Source organism: Rothia nasimurium (assembly GCF_928392795.1).
Classification (GTDB): Bacteria; Actinomycetota; Actinomycetes; order Actinomycetales; family Micrococcaceae; genus Rothia; species Rothia nasimurium_F.
This window is the reverse complement of record NZ_CAKMTJ010000007.1, coordinates 77988-103911: the sequence shown is the minus strand read 5'-3', so window position 1 is coordinate 103911 and position 25924 is coordinate 77988. Positions and strand designations below refer to the sequence as shown.

Genomic DNA, 25924 nt, shown 5'->3' with positions numbered 1-25924 from the left:
TACAACACACCTCCTAGCAAACCCCCTTACCTATTGGTTCACGGGCACTTTTACAGACATAATGTCTATGTGACAACTGCAACCCATACCCCAAGTAAGTCGGCACACGCCGCTCTGAATCGACCCAACCAGGTGTCTGTCGGCACCGTCGTTTGGCTTGCCTCAGAGCTCATGTTCTTCGCCGGCCTGTTCGCAATGTACTTCACTCTGCGCGCTTCTCGCCCCGATATTTGGGCTGAGAATACCCCGCTGCTTGAAGTCCCTCTCGCTCTCGCCAACACCATCGTGCTGGTGCTGAGCTCCGTTACCTGCCAGTTTGGTGTTTTCAAGGCTGAACAGCTCAAGCCCCGCCGCACCGGTTCCCTCTTCAATGTCCGTGAATGGGGCATGGTTGAGTGGTTCCTGCTCACCTTCATCATGGGTGCGTTCTTCGTTTCCGTCCAGGCTTACGAATACGCAAACCTTGTAGCTGAAGGTATGACTATCGCGTCAAGTGCTTATGGCTCAGCTTTCTACATCACCACCGGTTTCCACGCACTCCACGTAACCGGCGGCCTGATCGCCTTCCTGCTGATCATCGGCCGTGCCTATGTTGCTAAGCGTTTCGGTCACTACGAAGCAACCTCAGCAATCGTTGTTTCTTACTACTGGCACTTCGTAGACGTCGTCTGGATCGCCCTGTTCCTTATCGTCTACTTCCTCAAGTAACCGGTAACCGCTAAAAGTAAACCAACTAGCACACACACAAAGGAACAACGACGTGAAGGCACTTTCTCAAAAGCGACGTCATCCGCTCGCAGCTCTCGTGTTGCTTGCCCTTGCCCTCCTCCTATCTGGTGGCCTCTACGCAGTTGCCACGGCTACTAACGAGGCTCAAGCCGCTACAAGCACCACCTACACTGCAGAAGACATCTCAGAAGGCCAGAAACTCTTTCTGGCCAACTGTGCAACCTGCCACGGTACTAACGCAGAAGGCTCAGTAGACGGCCCCTCACTGATCGGTGTTGGCGCTGCTGCTGTTGACTTCCAGGTAGGCACCGGCCGCATGCCCATGCAGATGCAGGGCGTTCAGGCTCAGCTGAAGCCCGGCCAGTTCAACGATGAGCAGACTAAGCAGCTCGCAGCCTACGTTGCATCACTCGGTGCAGGCCCCACCATCCCCGAGGAAGAGTACCTCGATGTTTCCAAGGGCGATGCAGCCAATGGCGCAAAGGTATTCCTCGCAAACTGCGCTATGTGCCATAACGCTGCTGGCGTTGGTGGTGCTCTTACCCGCGGTAAGTTTGCTCCTACCCTGATGGGCGTTTCAGAGAAGCACATCTACGAGGCTATGGAAACTGGCCCGCAGAACATGCCCGTCTTTAACGACGCAAACATCACCCCCGAAGAAAAGCGCGATGTCATTACCTACCTGAAGTCCCAGGAAGTTAACGCATCGGTTGGTGGTTTCAAGCTTGGCTCACTCGGCCCCGTGTCTGAAGGTCTTCTGATCTGGACCCTCGGCCTGGTCATCGTCATTGCATTCACCCTCTGGCTGACTTCACGAGCTGCATAAGCTCACGCACACACATAAATTTCGTACCAAGGAAGATTTGAGGCAACACATGGGAAACCATAGTGACGGCGCACATGAAAAGGCTGCCGTAGTTACCTCTCAAGAGGCAAGTCAGGAGAAGTTCGCTAACCCCGGACTTCCCCCGCATGCTCCCCGACTCACCGACGTCGATTCCAAAAAAGCTAAGGGTGCCGAGCGACAGGTAGTTCTGCTATTCGTCATCTCCATGCTGGGCTCCCTGCTTTTCTGGATTGGCTACTTCGGTGTAGAGGTAAGCGGCAACTTCTACGATGTCATGAACCCCGAAGCAAACAACATGCTTCGTCTGCAGAACCTTCTGCTGGGTCTCGGCATCGCTTTTGCCATGTTCGGTATCGGTATCGGTATCGTCCACTGGGCACGCTCACTCATGCCCGACCACGAAATGGTCGAAGAGCGTCACGCGGTTACCTCTGAAGAGGACCGCGCAGAGGCTCAGGAAATCGTTGAAACCATCATCGAAGAATCAGGCATCAAGCGTCGCCCGCTTCTTCGTAATACCCTCATCGGTTCCGTTATCCTCGCTCCCCTGACCTTCGTCACCCTGTTCCGTGACCTGGGCCCCGCAGACCCCTCAGTACTCAAGTACACCCTGTGGGACGAAGGCGTCCGCCTCGTGCGCGACCCCTCCGGCACCCCCATCAAGGCTGCTGACGTTACTCTGGGTTCTGCCTACCACGTCCTGCCCGAAACCCTCTCTAGCCTGACCCACGAGAACGGCTACCTCGAGGAAAAGGCCAAGGCCGTTGTGCTGCTCATGCGTCTGGATCCCGCTGACATCAAGAAGGTCACCCCCGGTCGCGAAAACTGGAACGTTGACGGCATCTACGCCTACTCCAAGGTTTGCACCCACGTAGGCTGCCCCATCGCTCTGTACGAGCAGCGCACCCACCACCTGCTCTGCCCCTGCCACCAGTCAACCTTTGACGCGGCAGAAGAGTGCAAGGTTATCTTCGGCCCCGCAGGCCACGCCCTGCCCCAGCTGCCCATCGCAGTTGACTCCGAAGGCTACCTGGTCGCCCAGAGTGACTTCCACGAGCCCGTTGGCCCCGGCTACTGGGAGCGTGCAAAGCACATCAAGGAAATGGCAGGTGAAGCATAATGTCGACTTCAATGCAGTCTGATTACAAGGCAAAGACCTCAACCGGTCGTATCGCCCACTACGTTGATCAGCGTGTTGGTGCTTCAGGCATCATCAAGGAATTCGGTCGCAAAATCTTCCCCGATCACTGGTCATTCATGTTCGGTGAAGTTGCGCTCTACAGCCTGGTTATCCTGATCATCTCAGGTACCTTCCTCACCTTCTTCTTCAACCCCACCATGGTGTCGGTAACCTACGACGGTTCCTACGTCCCCATGAAGGGCACCCACATGTCTGCCGCCTACGCCTCTGCCCTGGACATCTCCTTTGACGTCCGCGGTGGTCTGCTGATGCGTCAGATTCACCACTGGGCAGCTCTGATGTTCATGATGGCGATGACTGTGCACATGCTGCGCGTCTTCTTCACCGGCGCTTTCCGCCGTCCTCGTGAACTGAACTGGGTTGTTGGTTGCACCCTGCTCATCATCGGTATTCTGGCTGGCTTCACCGGCTACTCACTGCCCGATGACGTGCTCTCAGGTAACGGTCTGCGCATTATTGACGGTATTTTCAAGTCAATCCCGCTGGTTGGTACCTACATCTCGCTCTTCTTCTTCGGTGGCGAGTTCCCCGGTACCGCTGTGATTGGTCGCCTCTACACCCTGCACATCATGATTATCCCCGCGATGCTTCTGCTGCTCGTGGCTATTCACATGTTCATGGTTGTACTGCACAAGCACACCCAGTACCCCGGCCCCGGCCGCACCGAGAACAACGTCGTTGGCTTCCCCGTAGGCCCCGTCTACGCAGCCAAGGCTGGCGGTTTCTTCTTCATCGTGTTCGGTATCATCGCCTTCCTCGGCGCAACCTTTACCATCAACGCGATTTGGAACTACGGCCCCTACGACCCCTCACCGGTACAGGCCGGTACCCAGCCTGACTGGTACGTAGGCTTCGGTGACGGCGCCCTGCGTCTATGGCCCGGCGTCTGGCCCTGGCCCTGGGAATTCGAATTCCTCGGCGGCACCTGGGTTCTGAGCGTCCTTCTCCCCTTCGCTCTAATGGCTGGCTCAGTCATGATGGCCATGGTCTTCTGGCCCTGGATTGAGCAGTGGGTTACCAAGGACAACCGCGTCCACAACATCCTGGACCGCCCCCGCAACGCCCCCTTCCGTACCGGTGTGGGTGTAGCAGGCATCATTGGCTACGCATCCCTGATGATCGCGGCAAGCTCCGACCTAATCGCAACTCACTTCCATGTATCGCTGAACGACGTTGCCTACTGGCTCCGCTTTACCTTCGTATTCGGTCCCCTCATTGGCTTCTTCATCACCCAGCGCATCTGCCTGGCTCTGCAGCGTAAGGACCGTGAGCTCGTACTGCACGGTATCGAAACCGGTAAGGTCGTCCAGCTCCCCCACGGTGAGTTCATCGAGGTTCACAAGCCTCTCGATGAATACCGCCGCTACGAGCTGGTCTCCTTCGAGTCACCCGAGCCCATCCCGGCTCAGCCCAACAAGAAGGGCAAGGTTGGCCTGATCGAGAAGACCCGCGCAGGTCTCTCAAAGATCTGGTTCGAAGACCGCGTAGTTGCCGTAACTCCCGCTGAGCTCGAAGCAGCTCACCATGAGCACCACGGTGCACATGAGGTTGACGGCCACAAAGCCGACTCAATCGAAAAATAACATACGGTTGTAGTAACAGTGTGGGGCACCCCGTCAGGGGTGCCCCACACGTGTTTTAACAGGCTTTTACTGGCCCCGCGTGATTGGTTATCAATGACCGAGCCAATCATCGCCTCTAAGGGCTTCCTGAGCCTTTTAGGAGCCAAAACTAGTTTGTTGGGTTTAGCTCTGCTCCCCTATGCAGCCATGACGGCTCTGAAAAAAGTAGCGCACTCCCGAGGCCGCGTGTGCTGGCCCCGTTCTGCGCAAGATGCAGGGGTATTATGCAGGGTAAATGAGGTGGCTCTCCCCTAGCTCACGGAGTCCCTTATACCTCTTTGAACTGCTTTTCTGTGCATCGAGGACGCGGGGGGGGCACAGCGCGCCGTCTGAACCGGGGGCGTGTCGCTGAGCGCCCGCCACAGGGATGGTCTCCCAGCTCAGGGAGCTATGTTGGCGGGTGCTCTTGACGGTTCATCACATAGTTAAAGATTCTTTGAGCGGTTCGGCGTGTCGCACTCCTAGGGTGGGCTGGCAGGGTCAGGCTGGCTCCTGTGCCGTCCTGTGCCGTCCTGTGCCGTCCTGTGCCGTCCTGTGCCGTCCTGTGCCGTCCTGTGCCGTCCTGTGCCGTCCTGTGCCGTCCTGTGCCGTCCTCCCAACCTCCCCTCAGCAATCTAAAAATGGCACAAAAAAGGGTGGGGCCCCTATCCGAGAGGATAGGGGCCCCACCCCTTGAGCCAGGTAAGACTCTTAGTGGGCGTGGTCGCCGCGGTTGTATTCGTAAACCCAACCCAGAACAGCTGCTGCTGCGAAGGGGATGGCAACGAGTACGATCCACCAGTCGATAGCCAGACCTACAACAACGATGGTGCAAGCAACACCGATGAAGAGGGGCCACCATGACCACGGTGAGTAGAAGCCGTAGTCGCCAGCGCCATCAGCGATTTCACCTTCGAGGTTCTCGTAGGGCATGTCGGGGTGCTTCTTGTCGGTGAAGTTCAGGAAGTACCAGAGGAAGAGACACATCACGGCGGTAGCCAGAATCGCGGGGAAACCGGCCCACTCGGTGAAGTCAGTCATCAGACCGTAGACAATGCCAACGGGAATCAGGAAGACGCCGATGAAACCGAAAATCTTAGCAAGAAGTTTCACAGTGGCCTCCTAGCGTGCAGTTGCCTGGCGGGCTGCTGCAGCGACGTCATTGTTGGTGGACAGTTCAGGGTGGTGCAGGTCAAGTGCAGGACGCTCTGAACGGATACGGGGCAGGGCGGTGAAGTTGTGGCGCGGGGGCGGGCAAGAAGTTGCCCATTCCAGTGAGCCACCGAAGCCCCAGGGGTCATCAACCTCAACACGCTTGCCGTTGCGGGCAGTGGTGTAGACGTTCCAGAACCAGGGAATCATGGAGATTGCCAGAATCATGGAGCCTACGGTTGAGAGCTGGTTCATCCAGGTGAAGCCATCTTCAGGCATGTAGTCTGCGTAGCGGCGGGGCATGCCGTCGACACCGAGCCAGTGCTGGATGAGGAAGGTCATGTGGAAGCCGATGAACAGCAGCCAGAAGTGGATCTTGCCCAGGCGCTCGTTCAGCATCTTGCCGGTGAACTTGGGCCACCAGAAGTAGAGAGCTGCGAACATACCGAAGACGAGGGTACCGAAGATGACGTAGTGGAAGTGAGCGACCACGAAGTAGGAGTCAGACAGGTGGAAGTCCAGCGGCGGGGTTGCCAGGATAATACCGGTGATACCACCGAAGAGGAAGGTGATCAGGAAGCCGATAACCCAGAGCATGGGGGTCTCAAAGGTGATGGAGCCCTGCCACATGGTGCCGATCCAGTTGAAGAACTTCACGCCGGTAGGAATACCAATCAGCATGGTCATGAAGGAGAAGAAGGGCAGCATGACCGCGCCGGTGACGTACATGTGGTGTGCCCACACGGTAACTGACAGAGCCGCAATAGCGATGGTTGCAAAAATCAGACCCTTGTAACCGAAAATCGGCTTACGTGAGAAGACGGGGATAATTTCTGAAACGATGCCGAAGAAGGGCAGAGCCAGAACGTAAACCTCGGGGTGACCGAAGAACCAGAAGAGGTGCTGCCAGAGGACGGCGCCACCGTTTTCGGGGTCGAAGATGTGGCCACCGAGACGGCGATCCATACCGAGGGCGAACAGGGCGGACGCCAGCGGCGGGAAGATCATGATGATCAGGATTGCGGTGATCAGGGTGGTCCAGGTGAAGACCGACATACGCCACATGGTCATACCGGGGGCGCGCATGCAGAGGATGGTGGTCAGGAAGTTGACGCCACCCATGATGGTGCCGAAGCCCTGAAGAGCCAGACCGAAGATCCAGAGGTCACCACCGACAGAGGGGCTGTAGGTGGTGCTGTTCAGCGGAGCGTATGCGAACCAGCCGAAGGAAGCTGCACCCTGGGGGGTAAGGAAGCCAGCGATGGCGACCAGTGAGCCGAACAGGAAGAACCAGAAGGCCAGGGAGTTCAGGCGGGGGAAGGCAACGTCGGGTGCACCAATCTGCAGGGGTACCAGGACGTTAGCGAAACCGGTGAACAGCGGGGTACCAAACATGAGCAGCATCAGGGTGCCGTGCATGGTGAAGAGCTGGTTGAACTGTTCCTTGGTTTCGAGGAACTGCATACCGGGGGTGAAGAGCTCCAGGCGCATAAGCAGAGCCATGACACCGGCAAAGCAGAAGAAAATAAACGCAGCGATCAGGTACATGTACCCGATGGTCTTGTGGTCGGTGGAAGTCAGCCAATTGACGATGATTCGTCCCTTGGACTTAGGAACCACCCGCGGGACAACGCTACCGGTTGTCTCAGCTGAATACTCAAGAGTAGTCACGGGTTACCTCTTAGTTGTTGGTGTTCATGTTGGGGTTACGGTTGTACTCGTCACCCAGACGGCCAATGTTGCCTTCATCTTCCAGTGACTGGATGTAGGCATCGTAGTCTTCCTGGCTGACAACTTCAACGTTGAAGAGCATCTCTGAGTGGTACTCACCGCAGAGCTCGGCGCACTTACCCTGGTAGCGAGCGGGCTCGGAACCGGTGGTGAAGTACATGTGGTTGGTCATGCCGGGAATGGTGTCGCGCTTCTCGAGGAAGGCGGGAACCCAGAAGGAGTGGATGACGTCACGGGATTTGAGCTGCAGGTCTACGGTTGAGTTGACCGGCAGGTAAAGGGTGGGGAGGGTTTCCTCAACGCCTTCCTTGCCTTCCTTGTCGAGGCGAGCCTGGACGCCGGCGAAGTAGACGTTTTCGTCGAGGTAGTTGAAGTCCCATGCCCACTGCTTACCGTAAACCTCGATGGTGACATCGGCGGTTTCAGACTTGGGAGCGGTGATTTCGCGCTCGGCACGGTCTGAGAAGGTGAAGAAGCTGATGATCAGGATGATCGGGATAGCGGTGTAGAAAATTTCCAGCGGAGCGTGGTAGCTCACCTGGCGGGGGTAGCCGGTTTCGTACTTGCGACGGCGGTAGGCGATGATGCACCAAAGCATGAGGCCCCAGGTCACAAGACCTACAGCCAACGCAGCGATCCATGTACCAATCCAGAGGTCCATGATGGTATCGGCGTTATCGGTTACACCACGCTGAGTGGGCAGCCAGCCCACTGATGCCTGTTCTGAACAACCGGTCAAGAGCAGCGCTGAAACGGCTGTGGCAGCGGCTACTGCCTTGCCCTTAAGCCCCTTGCTGCTGGTTCGATGCTGCGAACTCACAGACGGCCCTTCCTGTAGCGATGTGCGTGTCACCTGGTGCTGTGTGTGGACAGCATTAACCCAGGTGTTAATTCTTTCAATACGAGCTTACCCTCAAACGGGCGTTTCTGGTGACAACCTGTCAATGAACTGACGTGTCATTACATAAGTATTTCATGTTTGGGCGGGCTGAAACAGAAAAGTGGGGGTATGCCGGAGCATACCCCCACCTGTGAAGCGGGCTGGGCGAACGCTTAGTGGAAGGAATCTCCACAGGCGCAGGAGCCCTGGGCGTTGGGGTTATCGATGGAGAACCCCTGCTTCTGAATGGTGTCTTCGAAGTCGATGGTTGAACCTTCGAGATAAGGAACACTCATACGATCAACGATGACTTCTACACCGTCGAAGTCGCGGACGGCGTCACCGTCGAGCACGCGCTCGTCGAAGTAGAGCTGGTAAATCAGGCCTGAACAACCGCCGGGCTGCACGGCGATGCGCAGGCGCAGGTCGGTGCGTCCTTCCTGCTCAAGCAGGGAACGAACCTTACCGGCTGCAACCTCGGTGAGGTTAACGCCGTGGGTGGGGAGATCTTCGAGTACTGCCTCAGACATAAGCAATCCTTTCGTGGGGTGTTTTGATGTCAATCTTACGCCTCTTGGGTACGGGGCGCGAGATGTTCGCAGTCAAGTGAATTTCCTAGTTGCCGGTGTGAGCTGCCGCCAGCATGAGGGCTTCAGCAAGGATTGCCTTCTGGAAGTCGGGGATGAAGAGGGACTCGTTGGCGCTGTGGGCGCGGGTATCGGGGTCTTCGATGCCGGTAATCAGAATGTGGGCCTCGGGGTAGACCTCGGTGAGGGTCGCAATGAAGGGGATGGACCCGCCCATGCCGGTGGTGACAGGCTCAACTCCCCAGGCCTCCCCCAGCGCTGCCAGGGCTAGCTGGGCGCCACTGCCAGAAAGGTCGGCCTGGTAGGGCTGACCGGAGTCTTCGGCATGGTAGGTCACCTCTGCCCCGTGATGGTTGTGGCGGGCGAAGTGCTCGGCAAGTGCCCGGTGGGCTGCGGCGGGATTCTGGCCGGGAGCCAGGCGGACGCTGATGCGCGCCTTGGCTGTGGCAGCAATGGTGTTTGAGGACTCGGCAACCGAGGTGATGTCCATACCGATGACGGAGATAGCGGGCTGGGACCAGAGGCGGGAGGAGATGGACCCCTGACCTGCCAGCTTCATGCTGTCGAGAATGCCGGAATCGGTGCGGAAATCGGTCTCAGGGTATTCAACGTCAGGTTCAGGTGCAGTAACTAAACCTTCAACCGCAACTGAACCTTGAGTATCGTGCAGGGTGGCGAGTAGCTGGATAAGGACGGTGTTGGCGTCCAGCAGGGGGCCGCCGAACATGCCGGAGTGAACCGAGTGGCTGCTCACGCGTACAGAAATATCACCGCTCGCCACACCACGCAGGCCCGCGGTAAGGGCCGGTACGCCGGTTTTCCAGTTAGCCGAGTCTGCTACAACGATGTAGTCGCCAGCAAGCTTGTCACGGTAGGTATGCAGGAAGTTATCAAAGCTGGGTGAACCAGCTTCTTCCTCGCCCTCGATAAAGAGGGTGACGCCAACCTTAAAGTCGTCACCTAGTACTTCGCGCGCAGCCTTAAAAGCGGCCAGATGGGCAACGACGCCGGCCTTGTCGTCCGCAGCTCCGCGGCCGTAGAGGCGATCGCCCTTGCGAGTGGCGACAAAAGGCTCGGTCTCCCAGAGGGAGCGGTCGCCAGCTGGTTGCACATCGTGGTGGGCATAGAGCAAGAAGGTGGGGAAGCCAGGTGCAGCCGGTGAGTGGGCTACGACCGCAGGCATACCCTGCTGGCCTTCCCCGTATGTTGCTGAGAGAATCTCAACACTTTCAAAACCGGCGTCCTCCGCCAGGCTCTTCACCTTTTCGGCACTGCGCTGTACCTCAGTAAGATTAAAAGACTCCCAGGCAACAGAAGGGATAGCCACGAGCTCAGCTAGATGCTCAAGCTGAGCTTCAAAGTTCTCTTCGATGTAGGTTGCTAGAGCCGGGCGGGCAGAAAAATCAAAATCGTGTGTTGTCATACATCTCAGAATACGCTCTGACTGTATATCTACGCACGAACTTGGTTATTCTTAAGGGGTGTTTGGTCGTAATAAGAAATCATCAGAAAATGCTGGTTCTGTGGTTGCCGAGGCTACTCCGGTAGCAAGCGAAGCCCCTGAAACCACCCAGCCGGGGTACACCGCGCCCAAGGGACGTCCTACCCCTTCCCGTAAAGAACGTGAAGCTGCCCGCCGCACTCCCCTGGTTCCCGCAGACCGCAAGGCTGCAAAGGACGCCCAGCGTGAAGCTGACCGCGAGTTCCGGGCAAAGCAACAGCAGGCCCTGCAAACCGGCGATGAGCGCTACCTGCCCGCCAACGATCGTGGCCCCCAGCGCCGCTACATCCGTGACTACGTTGATGCCCGTTTCAACGTAGGTGACATCATGATCATCGTTATTCTGGCTGTCTTCATCGTGGGCCTTTTCTCCCCCAGCATGCAGCGGTACACCATCTTGCTGATGTGGGGCATGATTCTGCTCTGGGTCATCGACTACATGATTATGTGGCGCGGTCTCAAGAAGAAGTTGACCGAAAAGTTTGGCTCCATCGAGCCCCGCTCCGGCTTCTACGCCTTCAATCGCGTCATGATGCTTCGTCGCTTCCGCCTACCCAAGCCTCAGGTAAAGCGCGGTGAATACCCCAAGTAAGGCCACAACGGAGTAAAAATCCGTTAGCTTGAACCTTTAAATACAAAGGGGCGTTACCTCTCTAGAGAGGTAACGCCCCTTTGTGTCATGATCTCACGTGTCTAGTCTAGCGGGTTTTCCGCAATTTCAACAGTCCCCGATTGATATGAGCTGCCCAGAGTGGGCCTTCGTAGATGAACGCAGAGTAACCCTGTACGAGATTGGCGCCTGCATCCAGGCGGTCAGCGACGTCCTGAGCAGTTGTAACGCCACCTACTGAGATAAGAGCCAGTTGGTCGCCCACCTCAGCTTTCAGCAGACGGAGAACCTCAAGTGAACGCTTCTTGAGGGGCTCGCCTGAGAGTCCACCCGCACCAATTTCCTTAACCTTAGCTTGAGGGCTAACCAGGCCCAGCCCATCACGGGCAATCGTGGTGTTCGTGGCAATAATGCCGTCTAGCCCCAGACGCAGAGCCATCGCGGCAACGTCCTTAATATCTTCATCGGCCAGATCAGGAGCAATCTTCACGACCAGGGGCACACGGCGCCCCTGCACGACGTGGTCGGCTTCAGCACGTACAGCCTTAAGTAGAGGTTCAAGAGTCTCAATCGCCTGAAGGTCACGCAGACCCGGAGTATTCGGTGAGCTGACATTTACAGCGAGATAGTCAGCCTGGGGCGCAAGAACCCGAGTACTCACCAGGTAGTCCTCGATAGCATCCTCAAGGGCTACCACCTTGGTTTTACCGATATTGACACCAATAATGGGGCGTACCTTACCCTTATATTCGGCTTCAAGGTCCGCGCGGGCGGCAGCAACACGGGGCCCAGCTGCTGCCGCCCCATCGTTATTGAAGCCCATGCGGTTAATAATGGCCTTATCATCTACCAGGCGGAAAAGGCGGGGCTGGGGGTTGCCCGGCTGAGCCTGACCGGTAATCGTACCGATTTCAATGTGCCCAAAGCCCAGGTTACCTAGCGCCGGAATCGCTTTACCGCCCTTATCAAAACCAGCGGCAACACCGAAAGGCGAGGGGAAGGTCAGGCCCATGACCTCGGTAGCCAGTGACGGGTGCGGCGCAAAGTAACGGCCCCCCAGGCGAGAAATACCGGTGCGGCGAAGGGTCTGCACCCCCCACATGCCCACATGGTGCGCTTTCTCGGCGTCCATGGGTTTGAAGAAGAGTTTGAACAGGGTTGGGTAGATCCGCATATCGGACCCCTTTCAGCCGCGGCTTTCGCCTAGTATGGGAGGAAACTTAGGGTTGGGTCACCTTATCAACGGCCCCTCCGTAGCGGCGGTCGCGGAGGGCATATTCTTCTACCGCCTGCCACAGTACCGTACGGTCAACATCGGGCCAGAGCACGTTCATAAAGACCATCTCGGCATAGGCACTCTGCCAGAGAAGGAAGTTAGAGAAACGCTGTTCACCCGAGGTTCGGAGGAAAAGATCAACGTCGGGCAGGTCAGGCTCGTCGAGATAGTTCTGAAAGATTTTTTCGTTGATGTGCTTGGGCTTGAGGCGCCCGGCTGCGACGTCCTCGGCAATCAGGGCGGCGGCGTCCGCAATTTCTGCCCTACCCCCGTAGTTGACGCACATGGTCAGGGTACACAGGGTGTTGTGCCTAGTTTCTTCTTCGCACTTTTCGAGCAGCTTGATAACCGACTTCCAGAGCTTGGGCCGACGGCCGGCCCAGCGGATGCGAACCCCCCAGCTCTTGAGGGTCTCTAGTTGACGTTCTAGAACCTCAGAGGAGAACCGCATGAGGAAGGCGACCTCGTCGGGGCTACGACGCCAGTTCTCGGTTGAAAAAGCGTAGGCAGAAACATAGGGAATACCCATTTCGATAGCACCAGCCACCACATCGAGCAGGGCTGCTTCACCGGCTCGGTGGCCCTCATTGCGGGGTAGGCCGCGTTCATTCGCCCAGCGTCCATTGCCGTCCATCACCACGGCCACGTGCTGGGGCACGAACTTGCTCGGAATCGCAGGAGCTACGGCGCCGCTGGGGTGGCTGTAGGGCTTCACCGGTGTCATCTACTAGATTTCCTTCTCTAGGGTGGTCAGAGTTTTGAGCGGCCGCTCAAGCTGCCACTGCACATAGTCCATGATATGCCGTTCTGCCCGCTGCCGGAGCGCGGGCGGGTGCTCGCTCAAAATGCCGGGCCAGTCGCCGGTGGCCAGAGCCGCTAAATAGGCAGGTTCTTCAGGAGCCAGTGGGCTGAGCTGAGGGAAGTCCCCGGTACGCGCGCACCCGGTGCACAGCACCCCCAGGGAGGGGGAAAAATAGGTGAGGTCATCCAGGCTACCGCAGGCGGCACAGGCGCCAATGGCCATGCTCCAACCCGCCCTGTGCAGGGCTCGTAGCAGGTAGGAGTCAAGGACGCGGTGGGGCGGGTAGGTCCCCCGCGCTAGGGCTGAGAGGGCCCCGGCTAACAGCGTAAACTGCTCCTCTAGGCGCTCTTGTTCGTGGTTGAGCAGTTGTTCTGCCACCTCGGCTAAGACAGCTGCGACCGTGTAACGGGTGTAGTCGTTGATAATCGGTCCCAAATAGGCGCGGCGGGTAACAACCTGCGAAATCGTAGCGAGTTTTTTACCGGGGGCAGCCGAAATATCGACCAGCATGAAGGGCTCGAGCCGGGCACCAATCTTTGAGCTACTCTTGCGCACTCCCCTGGCTACTGCGTGCAGAATCCCCCGCTGCCGGGTAGCCAGGATAATAATGCGGTCGTGCTCCCCCAGATCCTGGGTGCGTAAAACAATAGCGCTATCACGAATGGTCTTAGTCGTAGATAGCGCTGAAGTCACGTCTTTATTCTCCCACATTCAGTGTGCCAGGGCTCCACCCTGGCCTGTTATACGGGGCACTGTTAAAAGGTGGGCTGTACCGGAAGTCCCGATACAGCCCATCGCTTTGCTCTATTCTGCAGCGTCGCGCAGTGCGCGGTTCACCGCTGAAATCATAGCCTTGAGTGAGGCACGAGTGGTCGAGCTGTCGATACCGACACCCCACAGCACCCGGCTCCCCACCGCTGCCTCAATGTATGAGGCTGCCTGGGCGCTCGCTGCAGAAGCCAGGGTGTGCTCCGAGTAGTCGAGCACGCGGACGTCCACGCCCTCCTTGGCCAAAATAGACTGTAGTGCCTCGATAGGGCCGCTACCCTGACCTACTCGGTTGTAGGTATGACCAGCAATATTCAGGCCAACCCGCATAGTGGTCTCGCCATGCTCCTCAGAGTCAATAGAGAGCGATTCAATGCGGTACTTACCCCAGCGGGCGTCCGCCTCCCTGCTCGGCAGGTACTCATCGGCAAAAATATCCCACAGGGCCTTGCTCTCAACCTCGCCACCCTGGGCATCGGTCTGAGCCTGCACAATAGCAGAGAACTCCTGCTGGGCGCGCTTGGGCAAATCGAGCCCAAAGTCCTTCTTGAGCAGGTAGGCCACCCCGCCCTTGCCCGACTGAGAGTTCACACGAATCACAGCCTCGTAGGTACGGCCCAGATCCTTGGGGTCAATGGGCAGGTAGGGAACAGCCCATACCAATTCATCGACGCTCTTACCCTGCTCGGCAGCGTCCTTCTCCATGCGCTCGAAGCCCTTCTTGATGGCGTCCTGGTGTGAGCCTGAGAAGGCGGTGAAGACCAGGTCGCCACCGTAGGGGGAACGCTCGTGAACGGGCAACTGGTTGCAGTACTCAACGGTTCTGCGAATCTCGTCGATGTCGGAGAAGTCAATTTCGGGGTCGATACCCTGGGTGTACATGTTCAGGCCCAGGGTAATCAGGTCAACGTTACCGGTGCGCTCTCCATTGCCAAAGAGACAGCCCTCGATACGGTCTGCACCGGCCAGGTAGCCCAGCTCAGCCGCAGCTACACCGGTGCCCCGGTCGTTGTGGGGGTGCAGGGAGAGAATGACGTGCTCCCGGTTGGTCAGGTTGCGACTGACCCACTCTACAGAGTCGGCGTACACGTTCGGGGTAGCCATCTCAACGGTGGCAGGGAGATTGATAATAACCTCGTTGCCCTCGCCGATACCCAGCTCATCGGTGACAGCATTGCAGACCCGTACTGCGTATTCCAGCTCGGTGCCGGTGAAGGACTCCGGTGAGTACTCGTAGGTGATCTTGGTGTCGCCAGCCAGCTGTTCTTCGTACTTCTTACAGAGACGGGCTCCGGTGAGGGCGATATCCAAGATACCGTCCTGGTCCTGGTTGAAAACCACACGACGCTGCAGCACAGAGGTGGAGTTGTAGAAGTGGACGATAGCCTTGGGAGCCCCGTCGATAGCCTCAAAAGTCTTCTGAATCAGGTGCTCACGGCACTGCACCAGCACCTGAATGGTGACGTCATTGGGAATATGACCCTCTTCGATGAGGGTGCGCACGAAGTTAAAATCGGTGGCTGAAGCTGAGGGGAAGCCAACCTCGATTTCCTTGTAGCCCATCTTGACCAAGAGCTTGAACATGGCCAGCTTGCGCTCGGTGTCCATGGGGTCAATCAGGGCCTGATTGCCGTCACGCAGGTCAACAGCGCACCAGCGGGGGGCCTTGGTCATGGTCTTATTAGGCCAGGTGCGGTCGGGCAAAGAAACCTGAATCTGCTGGTCAAATGGCACGTACTTGTGCACGGGCATGGGTGAGGGCTTCTGAAAGTTTTTCATCGTAATGACCTTAGATGTTGAGATCGGTGAGGAAGGGGTATCGTCCCGGGTAGCACTGACCCGTATCGAAGCTACACCCGGGGCGCTTCGATACGGCAGATAAGGAGTACCAGTGTCATCTCACTCATACTGTCACGGTACCACGCAGAGACGGGCGGCGGCAGAACCTGCCACCGCCCGTCCACTATTTGGAACCGCTGTGGGTGCTTAGTAGCTGAAAGACTGCTGGCAGGTCACCTGATCGGCGGTCTGGCCGGTAGCACCCGCTGCAATCTCAGATTGGGGGGCTTCAATGGTGTCGCTCTCAGCCAGGTCTGATCCCAGAACAACGGCAATTCCCACGTACTGGTCCGAGGGAGTCAGGGAGGTTATACCGAAGAGATCGGCAATAGCCTGAGCTTCGGCCTCATAACCGTAGGGGTAGTAAATTGCCGACTCGGTGTAGACCGCATCGGTGGTATCTACCGTGACCGAGGTAAAGCCAGTCTCCTCAATCTTTGGCGCGAGCTCTTCAGCACGGTTCACAACACCGGTGGCATCGGTAACGCTCACACCCAGCGAATAGGTCAGTTCAGCAGCCGGGGCGGACGATTCACTCTCGTCGGCAGTTGCAGCGGGGGCAGGCTCAACCAGGGATTCATCATTTTGAAGCTTGGTGAAGAAAGCCTCTGCATCGGCCGATAGCTGGAGCTTATTAGCATCGTAGATATAGGGTTCGTTGGGGACGGTTGCAAAGACAACCTTGCTCAGATCAACCTTTGCAAAAATGGTTCCGATGCTCACCAGGTTGCCCAGGTTGGTCAGTTCCTTATCGACAGTAACGTTCTGGGTGATGGCTTCTGCAATATTGAGTAGCATGGCCGGGTTAGTGAGGGTCCCTTCAGCTTGCACCTTACGCAAGAGGGAAGCTAGGAAGCTCTGCTGAGCCTGGATCCGGGCGGTGTCGCTGCCGTCGCCAAAGCCGTGGCGGGACCGCAAGAAGGCCAGAGCCTGTTCCCCCTCAACACTTGAGGTGCCGGCGGGGAGCTTGAGCCCACTGTAGGTATCATCGATCGGTTCGGTTACACAGACCTCAACGCCACCCACGACACTCGACAGAGCCTTAACGGCGTTGAAATCTACCAGCATGAAGTGGTCGATAGCTATACCGGTGAGGTTGCTGATAGTGGCAACAGTGCAACCGGGGCCACCTCGTTCAAGCGATTCGTTAATCTGGGTTTCTTCACTCGCCGGGTAGACTTCGCCTGTATCAGCGTCCGTACACTTAGGGATATCGACCATCAGGTCACGGGGGAAGGATATAACATTGACGTTTGAACGGTCTTCGCTCACCTGAACCAGCATCATCACGTCGGAGCGGGCACCGGAGGCGGCGTCCTCAGCTGTGCCATAGGCGCCATTGTTACCCGCACGGGTATCGGAGCCAATCACGAGAATGTCGAGTGGGCCACTGGCAAGGTTCGACGAGAGCTCACCAATGTTCATCTCGGCAGTTTGCACGTTGCTGCGCAACCGTACCAGGGCAAAGCCGCTGAAGGCAATCACCATAGCAAGAAGGGCAACGCACGAGAGCGCTATCCACTTGACCCGCTGGGACCTAAGCGGTTGGTTGCTCATATGACGCCCCAGGGGCGTAATTACTCGCTGCTGGGGCTGACCCTGTGGCGCCATAAAAGGTATCTCCGATTCGTTTGTTCGGTGTGGGGTAACCGATTTTTCAGACCAGCTTAGGGGGTAATGCAGGGAAGAAACTCCTGATAAGGGGAAATCTAGAAGCCTAGTTTGCCCAAGGCCCGAGGGTCACGCTGCCAGTCTTTTGCGACCTTGACATGGATCGACAGGAAAACCTTGGTGCCAAGTAAGGCCTCAATATTCTTACGGGCGGTTTGGCCAATCTCCTTCAGACGAGCTCCCCGCTTACCGATAATAATTCCCTTCTGGGAGTCACGCTCCACAAAGAGATTCACATGAATATCAAGCAGGGGGTTGTCCTCACTCCGACCCTCGCGTAGCTCCATCTCTTCAACCGTAACTGCTACCGAGTGTGGGAGTTCGTCCTGTACACCTTCAAGGGCGGCCTCTCGAACCAGCTCAGCTACCAGGGTAGCCTCAGGTTCGTCAGTCAGCTCACCGGTGGGATAGAGCGGGGGCGAGTCGGGAAGGTAAGAAGAAAGGAGCTTAGCAACCTCTTCTACCTGGTAATCCTTCACCGCCGAGACCGGAATAATGTCTGCCCAGCCGCCACGGCCGTCATTAACTGGTGCGGCAAGAGGTTTACTCTTGTCACGGGTAGCGGCCGGGCCACTGCCCTTACGGAAGGGGAGCTCCTCCCCCTTCTTCTTTCGCTCCTGACGCTCCCGGCGTTGCTGACGGGCTGCACGCTCAGCGCTCATAATCTCGTCGCCCAGGGCTGAAACAGCCAAAAGCTGCTCGGTCAGCTGTTCATGGCTCACCTTATCGGCCTTGGTCACAATAGCTACGATGGGCTTGTTCCCCGAAGCAGCTAACTGCTGTGCAATGTAGCGGTCACCGGGGCCAATCTTCTCATCGGCAGGAATACAGAAACCAATCACGTCGACCTCAGAAAGCGTCTGAGCAACCATATCGTTCAGACGCTCGCCCAGGAGGGTGCGGGGGCGGTGCAAGCCGGGGGTATCAACGAGAACCAGCTGGAAGTCCTCACGGTGCACGATACCGCGGATGGTGTGGCGGGTGGTCTGCGGGCGGTTGGAGGTAATGGCGACCTTCTGCCCGACCAACGCATTGGTGAGGGTTGACTTACCGGCGTTAGGGCGGCCTACCAGGACGGCAAAGCCCGCAGTGTAGTCGTCGGGGAAGGAAGCAAACTCCATGCAAATACTCCAAAGAAGAGGTTAAGAAATGTCTTGGCTTTACTTTACAGGCTCTTGGGGGGCTGAGTCCGCCCAAACAGAGAGTGTGCCAATCTTATTGCGACGGCCACGGGAACCGATTGCCTTGATATGGATTCCTTCAACAAGAACCTCACTGCCAATGATTGGTACCCTGCCCAAGTGCTTAGCAAGTAGACCACCCACTGTATCGACGTCCTCATCTTCAAGGTCCACACCGAATAGTTCTCCCAGCTCCCAGATACTCAGGCGGGAGCTAATCTTGAAGGTGCCATCCTCTTGAAGGTTAATCTCGGGCTTCTCATTGTCATATTCATCAGAGATATCGCCCACGAGTTCTTCAATCAGATCTTCCAGAGTAACCAGACCGGCAGTACCGCCGTATTCATCGACTACAACGGCGACGTGGGTAGATTCACGCTGCATTTCCTTGAGCAGATCCATCACGCGCTTAGATTCTGGCTCATAGCGCACCGGGCGCATGAGCGAGGCAATTCCCATCTCCTGGGCATTCGCTCCCGGCTCCCGGGCAGCTGCCAAGGCGTCCTTAAGGTAGAGCACGCCGCGCACATCGTCGAAAGACTCCCCTAACACAGGGATACGGGAGTAGCCCGAGCGCAGGAAAAGGGAAATCGCATCGTCGAGGTTTTCGGTTACATCGACAGTGACCATGTCGGCTCGGGGAACCATGATGGAGCGGATGCGAGTCTCATCGAGTTCAAAGATGGACTGAACCATCTCTGCCTCGTCGTCTTCGATAGCCTCAGAAGAACTTGCGCGGTCAACGAACTCAAGAATCTCATCTTCAGTGAAAATGCCGGTCACCTGCTCGGAGTCCTTAGGGCTGACCTTGCGGGACAGGGCGGTGAGAGCGGACGAGAAGGGACGGGTGAGCACGCCCAGCCCGTAAACCACCCCGGCCATCGCCGAGAAGACCTGGGTGTGCTTGGTGCGGCCCACCAGGCGGGGGGCAACCCCGAAGAAGGCAAAGACCACAACGGTCATGACCAGCAGGGTGACCAGGACACTCACCCAGGTGCGGCTGAAAAGGTCGTGGACCAGCAGGAAGAAACAGACGACCGAAGACACCTCAGCCAGAACCCGCCAGATACGCAGGGACCGGAAGTAGGGCTCGGGGTCAGTGAGAATAGCCCGAATGCTCTTGTTCTCGGGCTCCTCCCCCAGGCGCTGGGCCTCAGAGCGGGGCAGGTAGGTGTAGGACGACTCAACGGCGGTGAGCAGGTAGCCCACTAATACTAAGAGTAGGACGGCACAGGCCAGCAAAGCAGAAGAAAGCACCGGTTAGTGCCTCGTCTCTACAGGTGCCGGGCGCCCCAGAAACTCTTCAAGAATGGTGCGCTGAATACCGAACATTTCAGCCTCTTCTTCCGCCGTGGCATGGTCATAGCCCAGGCAGTGCAGGATGCCGTGGGTGGTGAGTAGGCAGAGCTCATCGAGGGTGCTGTGGCCGGCGTCCGCCCCCTGACGGGCGGCAACGGGCGGGCACAGGACAATATCACCGAGGACGCCGGTGGCCGGCTGGTCGTCGGTACCGGGGGTGAGCTCGTCCATGGGGAAGCTCATCACGTCGGTGGGGCCGGGCAGGTCCATCCAATCGATGTGGATGCGCTCCATTTCGCTTTCGCCCACAATAGCGATAGACAGCTCGGTCTCAGGCGAGACCTTCATATGGGCAAAGGCATGGGCTACAAGCTTCTCCAGCACACCGGTATCAACAGCCTCAAAAGACTCACGCACAAAGTCGCTCGCCTCTGCGCCGGGCTCTTCAATATCAAACTCAATATTCACAGGGCTAGACCTTCTCTTCGGGGGTTACATCAATACCTGACTGCTGCAGCAGCTTTTCGGCCGCAGCCTCAATGGTCTGGCGCTTGACCTTGCGATTGCGGCGGCGCTCCATCGAGGTCTTGGCATCGTCCCACTTATCGTAGGCACTTACAATATCCGAGACCAGGGAGTGGCGTACCACGTCCTCGGCCTGCAGAACCGCGAAATGGATATCGTCAATACCTTCAAGAATCTGACGAATCTGCTTCAGACCTGAGGCCTGACCACCGGGCAGGTCCACCTGGGTGACGTCACCTGTAATCACCATCTTCGACCCAAAGCCCAAACGGGTCAGGAACATCTTCATCTGCTCCACCGTAGTGTTCTGCGCTTCGTCCAAAATAATAAAAGCGTCGTTCAGGGTACGACCGCGCATATAGGCCAGGGGCGCCACCTCAATGGTCCCGGCCTCCATCAGGCGGGGAATGGTCTCGGGGTCCATCATGTCGTGCAGCGCATCGTAGAGCGGGCGTAGATAGGGGTCAATCTTCTCGTTCAACGACCCGGGTAGGAAGCCTAGGCGCTCGCCAGCTTCAACAGCGGGGCGGGTCAGAATGATGCGGTTGACTTCCTTTGACTGGAGGGCCTGTACCGCCTTGGCCATGGCCAGGTAGGTCTTACCGGTACCTGCCGGGCCGATGCCAAAGACCACGGTGTTGGCATCGATAGCATCGACATAGGACTTCTGATTAATGGTCTTCGGGCGAATATTCTTGCCCCGGGAGCTCAGAATATTCTGGCTAATCGCGGTAGCTGGGTGGGAGAGGCTGGCGGTCATCATGCCCATGATGCGCTTGACCACCTCGCCGGTGACCTGGGTGTCGTTCTCTACCAAAATGGTGAGTTCAGCCAGCAGACGGACGGTGGTGGCTACGGTTTCTGAGGGGCCGGTAACGATGACGTCTAGCCCCTTGGGGCGAATGGTGAGCCCGGGGAAGGCCTGCTCAATCAGGGTGATATTTCCGTCGTGGGGACCAAGCACCGCGACCATCTCTTCGGTTGACCGGAAGGAGAAGGTGCGGGCAACAGAGAGGGGGCGGCTGCTAGCCGTAGATGAGGTAGTCATAGATGCCCGTGCGGGCTGTCAGAGCTCCTTGAAATACAAAGCGTACGCGGTAGTTCTTACTTTACCTGTAGCAGAACGGGGTTTACCAGCGTCCTAGCGCAACGTTGAGGGCAGAAATAGCGGCTGCACCGGCGGTAGAACTGCGGAGGATTTCTGGGCCAAGCAGTACCGTGTGGGCCCCGGCTTCTGCGAGCAGGTCGAGTTCTCGGGGGCTGATACCGCCTTCGGGGCCCACGATGAAGTAGACCTCTTTCACCCGATCGGTCAGGTGCTTTTCAAGAGCTTGGGTGAGACGGTAATCTGCCTGCTCGTGGAGAACCAGGAAGAGGCCGTCCTCCCCCAGCTCCTGGGCAAGGTCGGCTAAATCTGCGGTTGAGTGCTGCTCGTAGACCGGGGGCAGCAGGGCCCGGCGGGACTGCTTAGCTGCTGCCCGCACCGTATTCTGCCACTTAGCCCGTGCTTTGACGGCCCGCTCCATCTTCCAGCGCACAATCGAACGGTCGGCGCTCCAGGGCACAATACCGTGGGCACCCAGCTCGGTGGCCATCTCAATAGCCTGGATATCCCTATCCCCCTTAGCCAGGGCCTGCACAAGGTATATCTCTACCCCCACCGTATCTTCGGTGAGTTCGAGGACCTCAAGCACGGGGCCGTCCTGACCCAGCTCAGTAACCCGGGTGATAGCGCGGTTGCCCTCACCGTCTACTACGTCGAGCCCTTCCCCGAGCTCGGGACGTTTAACGAGGGCATGGTGCCCCTCGTCGCCGGTCAGGTGCAGGGTGGCACCTGGCGTCAGGGCAGCCAGCTCGTCAGGTTCGATGTAGTAGACAGCGTTGCTCATGGGGTCGTCCTATTTGAGGTGGTCTTTGAGGCGGGAGAAGAAGCCGCCCTGCTTATGGGTGACGGTTTCGCTGACCTGCAGGTCCTCGCCGCGAAGCTCGGAGAACTGCTTGAGCAGGTTCTTCTGCTCCTCGGTGAGGTCGGTGGGGGTGCGCACCTCAATCTGCACACGGATGTCGCCGCGGCCGCCGCCGCGCAGGTGGGTGACGCCCAGGTCCTTGAGGGTGACTACGTCACCTGACTGGGTTCCGGTGGGAATCTGTACCTGCTGGGGGCCGTCGAAGGTGTCGAGGGTGATGGTGGTACCCAGGGCCGCTGCGGTCATGGGCACACCTACGGTGGCTACCAGGTCATCGCCGTCCCGGCTGAAGGTGGGGTCGGGGTTGACGCGCAGCTCAACGTAGAGGTCGCCGTTGGGGCCGCCTGCGGTACCGGCTTCACCCTGGCCTGCCAGGCGGATGCGGGCGCCATTGGTGACGCCGGCGGGAATTTTGATGGTGAGGGGCTTGCGTTCCCGCACTCGGCCTTCGCCGTAGCATTCAGCGCAGGGGTGCTTGATGACGGTGCCGAACCCGCGGCAGGTGGGGCACTCAACGGGCTGCACGACGGTGCCCAGAATCGACTGGACCTGGCGCTGCATGTAGCCCTGGCCGTGGCAGGTGTCGCAGGTTTCGGGGTGGGTGCCCTCAGCGGTTCCTTCGCCCTTGCAGAGGTCACAGGTAACGGCGGTATCAACGGTGATGGGCTTGTTGGTGCCGAAGACGGCATCTTTGAGGTCGATCTTGACGTTGATGAGGGCGTCCTGGCCCTGGCGGACGCGGCTTTGGGGGCCGCGCGGGGCAGAGTTGAAGAAGGTATCGAAGATATCTTGGAAGCCGCCAAAGCCCCCGCCGAAGCCGCCTGCTCCTGCACCGAAGCCACCGGCGGTGCCGTTTTCGTTGCCGGTCTGGTCGTAGATGCGGCGCTTTTCTGGGTCAGAGAGCACATCGTGGGCGAGGGAGACGCGCTTGAACTCCTCGGCAGCTTCTTCCGAAGGGTTGATGTCGGGGTGCAACTGGCGGGCCTTCTTGCGGTAGGCCTTCTTGATTTCTTCGGGGCTGGCATCGCGTGAGACGCCGAGGGTTTCGTAGTGACTGCTCACTGGTTCTCTCTTTCGATGGGCTGGTTTAAAGGGGGTAGGCGCAGGGCTAGGCCTGGCCCAAAATCTTGGATAGGTAGCGGGCTACGGCGTTGACCTTGGAGACGGTGCTGGTGTAGTCCATGCGGGTGGGGCCAACGACTCCCACGTGGGCAGCTCCCCCGGGCCCGTAGCTACTGGCGACGACCGAGGTTTCGGCTAGGGATTCGCTGCGGTTCTCAGAGCCGATACTCACGGCAAATCCGCGTTCATCGTGGTCTAGGTCGGTGAGTAGTTTGAGTAGCACAACCTGTTCTTCTAGGGCATCGAGCACCGGGGCGATGCTGCCCCTGAAATCTACGGTCGAGGCGGCAAGGTAGGAGGTGCCCGCAATCAGCACCTGAGAAGAGGCACCCTGGGCTGCGAGTAGGTGCAGGGCCTCGGTGAGGGGGCCGAGCAGGTTATTGCCGGGGGCGGACGCCGGTGCTGCGGCTATGCTGTCGAGCGTACGGTTGGCGTAGAGGTCAAGGAGCTGCTGGCGGGCTACTGCAAGCTCTTCGGGGCTGTGGGCAAGGGTGAGGGTGCGCTGGTTTACCTGGCCGGAGTCGGTAATAAGAATCAGCAGAACCGTGGTGCTGGAGAGGGAGACCAGCTCGATATGGCGCACGCTGGTAGCCGGGCCGGTGGGGTACTGCACCATAGCTACCTGGTGGGTGAGCGATGAGAGTAGACGCACGCTGGTCTTCATCATCTCATCAACGCTTTCGGCACTATCGAGCAGGGTTCGAATCGCCCGTTTTTCAGCGTTAGAGAGGGGCTGTAGGGACGATATCTGGTCAACGAAAAGGCGGTAGCCCCGGTCGGTGGGGACCCGCCCGGCACTGGCATGAGGAGCCTGGATCAGACCCTGCTCCTCGAGGGCCGCCATATCGTTACGCACGGTGGCGCTGGAAACCCCCAGCTGATGCCGCTCAAGCAGGGTTTTAGACCCCACGGGCTCACGGGTGTGCACGTATTCTTCGACGATGGCTTGCAGAACTTGCAAGCGTCTCGGGTGGTTCACGGCACCTCCTGGGCTCATAGGTCTTCGCCTGGTGGGCGAAGAGGTCTGCGGGGCTAGGTTAGCACTTGATGACCTTGAGTGCTAAGTTACCCGTTAACTCTAATACCACTGAACTAGAATCAGAACTCGGTACGCTGACGGCTAATGCCCCTGGATGAGAGAGTGAGAGACACACCGATGGACTACCGCGATACCTGGGGTCAGGCTGACCTCACCTCCCACCGTCCTGCCCTGCCCAAGGTACCTCTTGCCCCCGGCATGGTGCTAGAGGACGCCGCCACCGGCTTTGTGGGGGCGGCAGTGACCCTGCGGGCTACGGCGTCCGGCCCTCAAGTGGGCCTCGAAGACCGGCGGGGCCGTATCAAGTTCTTCCCCCTGGGTCCGGGTTTTTTGCTTGAGGGCCGCAGCATTGATCTAACCAAACCTCAACAGAAACCTAAGACCGTTACACGGCAGGTTTCTCGGTCGGGGTCGGTTGCGGTGGAGAACGCTCCGGCACGGACAGCCAGGGCCAGCCGTATCTGGGTGGAGGGCGTACACGATGCCGAGCTCATTGAAAAGGTCTGGGGCCACGACCTACGGGTTGAGGGTATTGTGGTGGAACCCCTGCACGGGGTCGACGATCTCGCCGCAGCAGTTGCAGGTTTTGGCCCGGCCTCCCACCGCAAACTCGGAATTCTGGTAGACCACCTGGTGGCAGGAAGTAAGGAAGAGCGCATCGCGCAAGAGGCCATGGCCGTGGCCGGTGCCCGCGATAACGTGCTGATTGTGGGCCACCCCTTTGTGGATATCTGGCAGGCCGTCAAGCCCCAGGTATTGGGCTTACAGGCCTGGCCCGAAGTTCCCCGCGGGGAAGACTGGAAGACCGGCATACTGCGGCGTTTCGGCCGAGCGGCAGAGACCCCCGAGGACGTCCGCGCCGGCTGGGATTCCATTCTCAAGAGGGTCAATTCCTACACCGACCTTGAGCCAAGTCTCTTAGGGCCGGTGGAACACCTCATTGACTTCGTCACCCTTGACGGGGCCGCAGGCTAAAGCGGGTACAGGCGGTGTGACAAATATCGTCCTACTCCCCCATAAATTCGTAGGCTTCACATATACCGCCCTCCCCTAGCTTTGACTAAAATTGTGTTTGATGGGATCACAGCCCGCACATCACTCATTCGCCCTTTCAACCTCAAAGAGAAGAATTCTTGAAGACCGCATCAGCACCTTCCTCGACCGCCTATAAGGGGTCACCTGCAACCGCTGCACACCTGTCTGTTAGCGCAGACCGAAATATCGCAACCGCTGCACACTTTGGGGGCGTGCTAGGTTGTATTCCCGCGGCCGTCATCTACTACCTCTACCGAGGCCGCGGCCCCTTCACCGAGCAGGAATCCCGTGAAGCTCTCGACTTCACCCTGCTACCCACCCTGGTTCTGGCTGTCTCAATTATGCTCAGCAACATTCCGGCTATCGGCTGGCTCTTCGGCCTCATCGCTGCCCTGGCCTGGACCTACCTGGCTATTTCAGCCCTCATTGCCGGTATTAAGGTAACCCGCGGTAACCCCTACCAGTACAAGGGCAATACCCGTCTTTTCAGCAAGCTCACTCGCCGCGGTAAGTAGGCACCCGGGCTTCTAGAACATGAAGGGGGCGGTCTGACTCAGCTGA

At 58.2% G+C, this 25924-nt stretch carries 24 protein-coding genes; 7 read left to right on the top strand and 17 right to left on the bottom strand.

Going from position 1 to position 25924, the window contains the following annotated elements; genetic code table 11:
* Positions 1-69: 69 nt before the first annotated feature.
* The 4 genes from L6963_RS08695 to L6963_RS08680 are packed head-to-tail and all read left to right on the top strand — an operon-like array spanning position 70 to position 4360.
* Complete coding sequence (locus L6963_RS08695) at positions 70-708, top strand: cytochrome c oxidase subunit 3 (RefSeq protein WP_185172915.1); 639 nt, start codon at positions 70-72, stop codon at positions 706-708.
* Positions 709-760: 52 nt separating this feature from the next.
* Complete coding sequence (locus tag L6963_RS08690) at positions 761-1555, top strand: c-type cytochrome (protein ID WP_237193731.1); 795 nt, start codon at positions 761-763, stop codon at positions 1553-1555.
* A gap of 49 nt (positions 1556-1604) precedes the next feature.
* Entirely contained in the window at positions 1605-2696 is a 1092-nt protein-coding gene (locus L6963_RS08685) for a ubiquinol-cytochrome c reductase iron-sulfur subunit (RefSeq protein ID WP_185172913.1), read from the top strand.
* Positions 2696-4360 (top strand): cytochrome b, encoded by a 1665-nt coding sequence (locus L6963_RS08680; protein ID WP_237204948.1) that lies wholly within the window; start codon positions 2696-2698, stop codon positions 4358-4360. Before L6963_RS08685 ends, L6963_RS08680 begins: the two co-directional genes overlap by 1 nt.
* A 729-nt stretch (positions 4361-5089) precedes the next feature.
* Here L6963_RS08680 and L6963_RS08675 read toward each other — a convergent pair.
* The 5 genes from L6963_RS08675 to L6963_RS08655 all read right to left on the bottom strand — a co-directional run bounded on the left by L6963_RS08675 (position 5090) and on the right by L6963_RS08655 (position 10151).
* On the bottom strand, positions 5090-5491 hold the full coding sequence (locus L6963_RS08675) for a cytochrome c oxidase subunit 4 (protein ID WP_185172911.1): 402 nt from the start codon (positions 5489-5491) through the stop codon (positions 5090-5092).
* Between the two features lie 9 nt (positions 5492-5500).
* Positions 5501-7201: a cytochrome c oxidase subunit I gene (gene ctaD / locus L6963_RS08670; protein WP_185172910.1), complete on the bottom strand. Its 1701-nt coding sequence runs from the start codon at positions 7199-7201 to the stop codon at positions 5501-5503.
* Between the two features lie 10 nt (positions 7202-7211).
* The gene (gene coxB / locus L6963_RS08665) at positions 7212-8081 is read right to left on the bottom strand and encodes a cytochrome c oxidase subunit II (RefSeq protein WP_237198944.1); all 870 of its coding nucleotides are present in this window, start codon (positions 8079-8081) and stop codon (positions 7212-7214) included.
* A 233-nt stretch (positions 8082-8314) separates the two neighbouring features.
* Positions 8315-8671 (bottom strand): HesB/IscA family protein, encoded by a 357-nt coding sequence (locus L6963_RS08660; RefSeq protein ID WP_237185683.1) that lies wholly within the window; start codon positions 8669-8671, stop codon positions 8315-8317.
* 85 nt (positions 8672-8756) lie between these two features.
* A complete protein-coding gene (locus L6963_RS08655; protein WP_237206627.1) occupies positions 8757-10151 on the bottom strand; it encodes a M20/M25/M40 family metallo-hydrolase in 1395 nt (464 codons plus the stop codon).
* A gap of 100 nt (positions 10152-10251) precedes the next feature.
* On the opposite strand from L6963_RS08655, the gene L6963_RS08650 reads away from it, so the two are divergent.
* Positions 10252-10821, top strand: a complete 570-nt coding sequence (locus tag L6963_RS08650) for a DUF3043 domain-containing protein (RefSeq protein WP_237193743.1) — start codon at positions 10252-10254, stop codon at positions 10819-10821.
* 106 nt (positions 10822-10927) lie between these two features.
* Here the strand turns inward: L6963_RS08650 and L6963_RS08645 are convergent, their stop codons facing one another.
* The 12 genes from L6963_RS08645 to hrcA form a co-directional block, all read right to left on the bottom strand.
* Complete coding sequence (locus tag L6963_RS08645; protein ID WP_237206625.1) at positions 10928-12013, bottom strand: quinone-dependent dihydroorotate dehydrogenase; 1086 nt, start codon at positions 12011-12013, stop codon at positions 10928-10930.
* 46 nt (positions 12014-12059) lie between these two features.
* Positions 12060-12839: an isoprenyl transferase gene (locus tag L6963_RS08640; RefSeq protein WP_237185687.1), complete on the bottom strand. Its 780-nt coding sequence runs from the start codon at positions 12837-12839 to the stop codon at positions 12060-12062.
* Between the two features lie 3 nt (positions 12840-12842).
* Positions 12843-13610 (bottom strand): DNA repair protein RecO, encoded by a 768-nt coding sequence (gene recO / locus L6963_RS08635; protein WP_237193747.1) that lies wholly within the window; start codon positions 13608-13610, stop codon positions 12843-12845.
* 111 nt (positions 13611-13721) lie between these two features.
* Positions 13722-15464 (bottom strand): 2-isopropylmalate synthase, encoded by a 1743-nt coding sequence (gene leuA / locus L6963_RS08630; protein ID WP_237205238.1) that lies wholly within the window; start codon positions 15462-15464, stop codon positions 13722-13724.
* A gap of 207 nt (positions 15465-15671) precedes the next feature.
* Positions 15672-17081 carry an LCP family protein gene (locus L6963_RS08625; RefSeq protein WP_237206624.1) on the bottom strand — a complete coding sequence of 470 codons (1410 nt, stop codon included), beginning with the start codon at positions 17079-17081 and terminating at the stop codon, positions 15672-15674.
* Between the two features lie 152 nt (positions 17082-17233).
* Complete coding sequence (locus L6963_RS08620) at positions 17234-18316, bottom strand: GTPase Era (RefSeq protein ID WP_237206623.1); 1083 nt, start codon at positions 18314-18316, stop codon at positions 17234-17236.
* A 39-nt stretch (positions 18317-18355) separates the two neighbouring features.
* Positions 18356-19633: a hemolysin family protein gene (locus tag L6963_RS08615; RefSeq protein ID WP_237206622.1), complete on the bottom strand. Its 1278-nt coding sequence runs from the start codon at positions 19631-19633 to the stop codon at positions 18356-18358.
* Positions 19634-19636: 3 nt separating this feature from the next.
* Positions 19637-20143, bottom strand: coding sequence for an rRNA maturation RNase YbeY (gene ybeY, locus L6963_RS08610; protein ID WP_237206621.1), 507 nt, complete (start codon positions 20141-20143; stop codon positions 19637-19639).
* A gap of 4 nt (positions 20144-20147) precedes the next feature.
* Entirely contained in the window at positions 20148-21248 is a 1101-nt protein-coding gene (locus tag L6963_RS08605; RefSeq protein WP_237206620.1) for a PhoH family protein, read from the bottom strand.
* Between the two features lie 82 nt (positions 21249-21330).
* Positions 21331-22089 (bottom strand): 16S rRNA (uracil(1498)-N(3))-methyltransferase, encoded by a 759-nt coding sequence (locus L6963_RS08600; RefSeq protein ID WP_237206619.1) that lies wholly within the window; start codon positions 22087-22089, stop codon positions 21331-21333.
* A gap of 9 nt (positions 22090-22098) precedes the next feature.
* Entirely contained in the window at positions 22099-23229 is a 1131-nt protein-coding gene (dnaJ, locus tag L6963_RS08595; RefSeq protein ID WP_237193770.1) for a molecular chaperone DnaJ, read from the bottom strand.
* Positions 23230-23275: 46 nt separating this feature from the next.
* The gene (gene hrcA / locus L6963_RS08590; RefSeq protein WP_237206618.1) at positions 23276-24268 is read right to left on the bottom strand and encodes a heat-inducible transcriptional repressor HrcA; all 993 of its coding nucleotides are present in this window, start codon (positions 24266-24268) and stop codon (positions 23276-23278) included.
* Between the two features lie 177 nt (positions 24269-24445).
* Here hrcA and L6963_RS08585 point away from each other — a divergent pair, with 177 nt between their 5' ends.
* Complete coding sequence (locus L6963_RS08585; RefSeq protein WP_237206617.1) at positions 24446-25303, top strand: DUF3097 family protein; 858 nt, start codon at positions 24446-24448, stop codon at positions 25301-25303.
* Positions 25304-25461: 158 nt separating this feature from the next.
* Positions 25462-25878 (top strand): DUF4870 domain-containing protein, encoded by a 417-nt coding sequence (locus L6963_RS08580; RefSeq protein ID WP_237206616.1) that lies wholly within the window; start codon positions 25462-25464, stop codon positions 25876-25878.
* Positions 25879-25924: the final 46 nt, after the last annotated feature.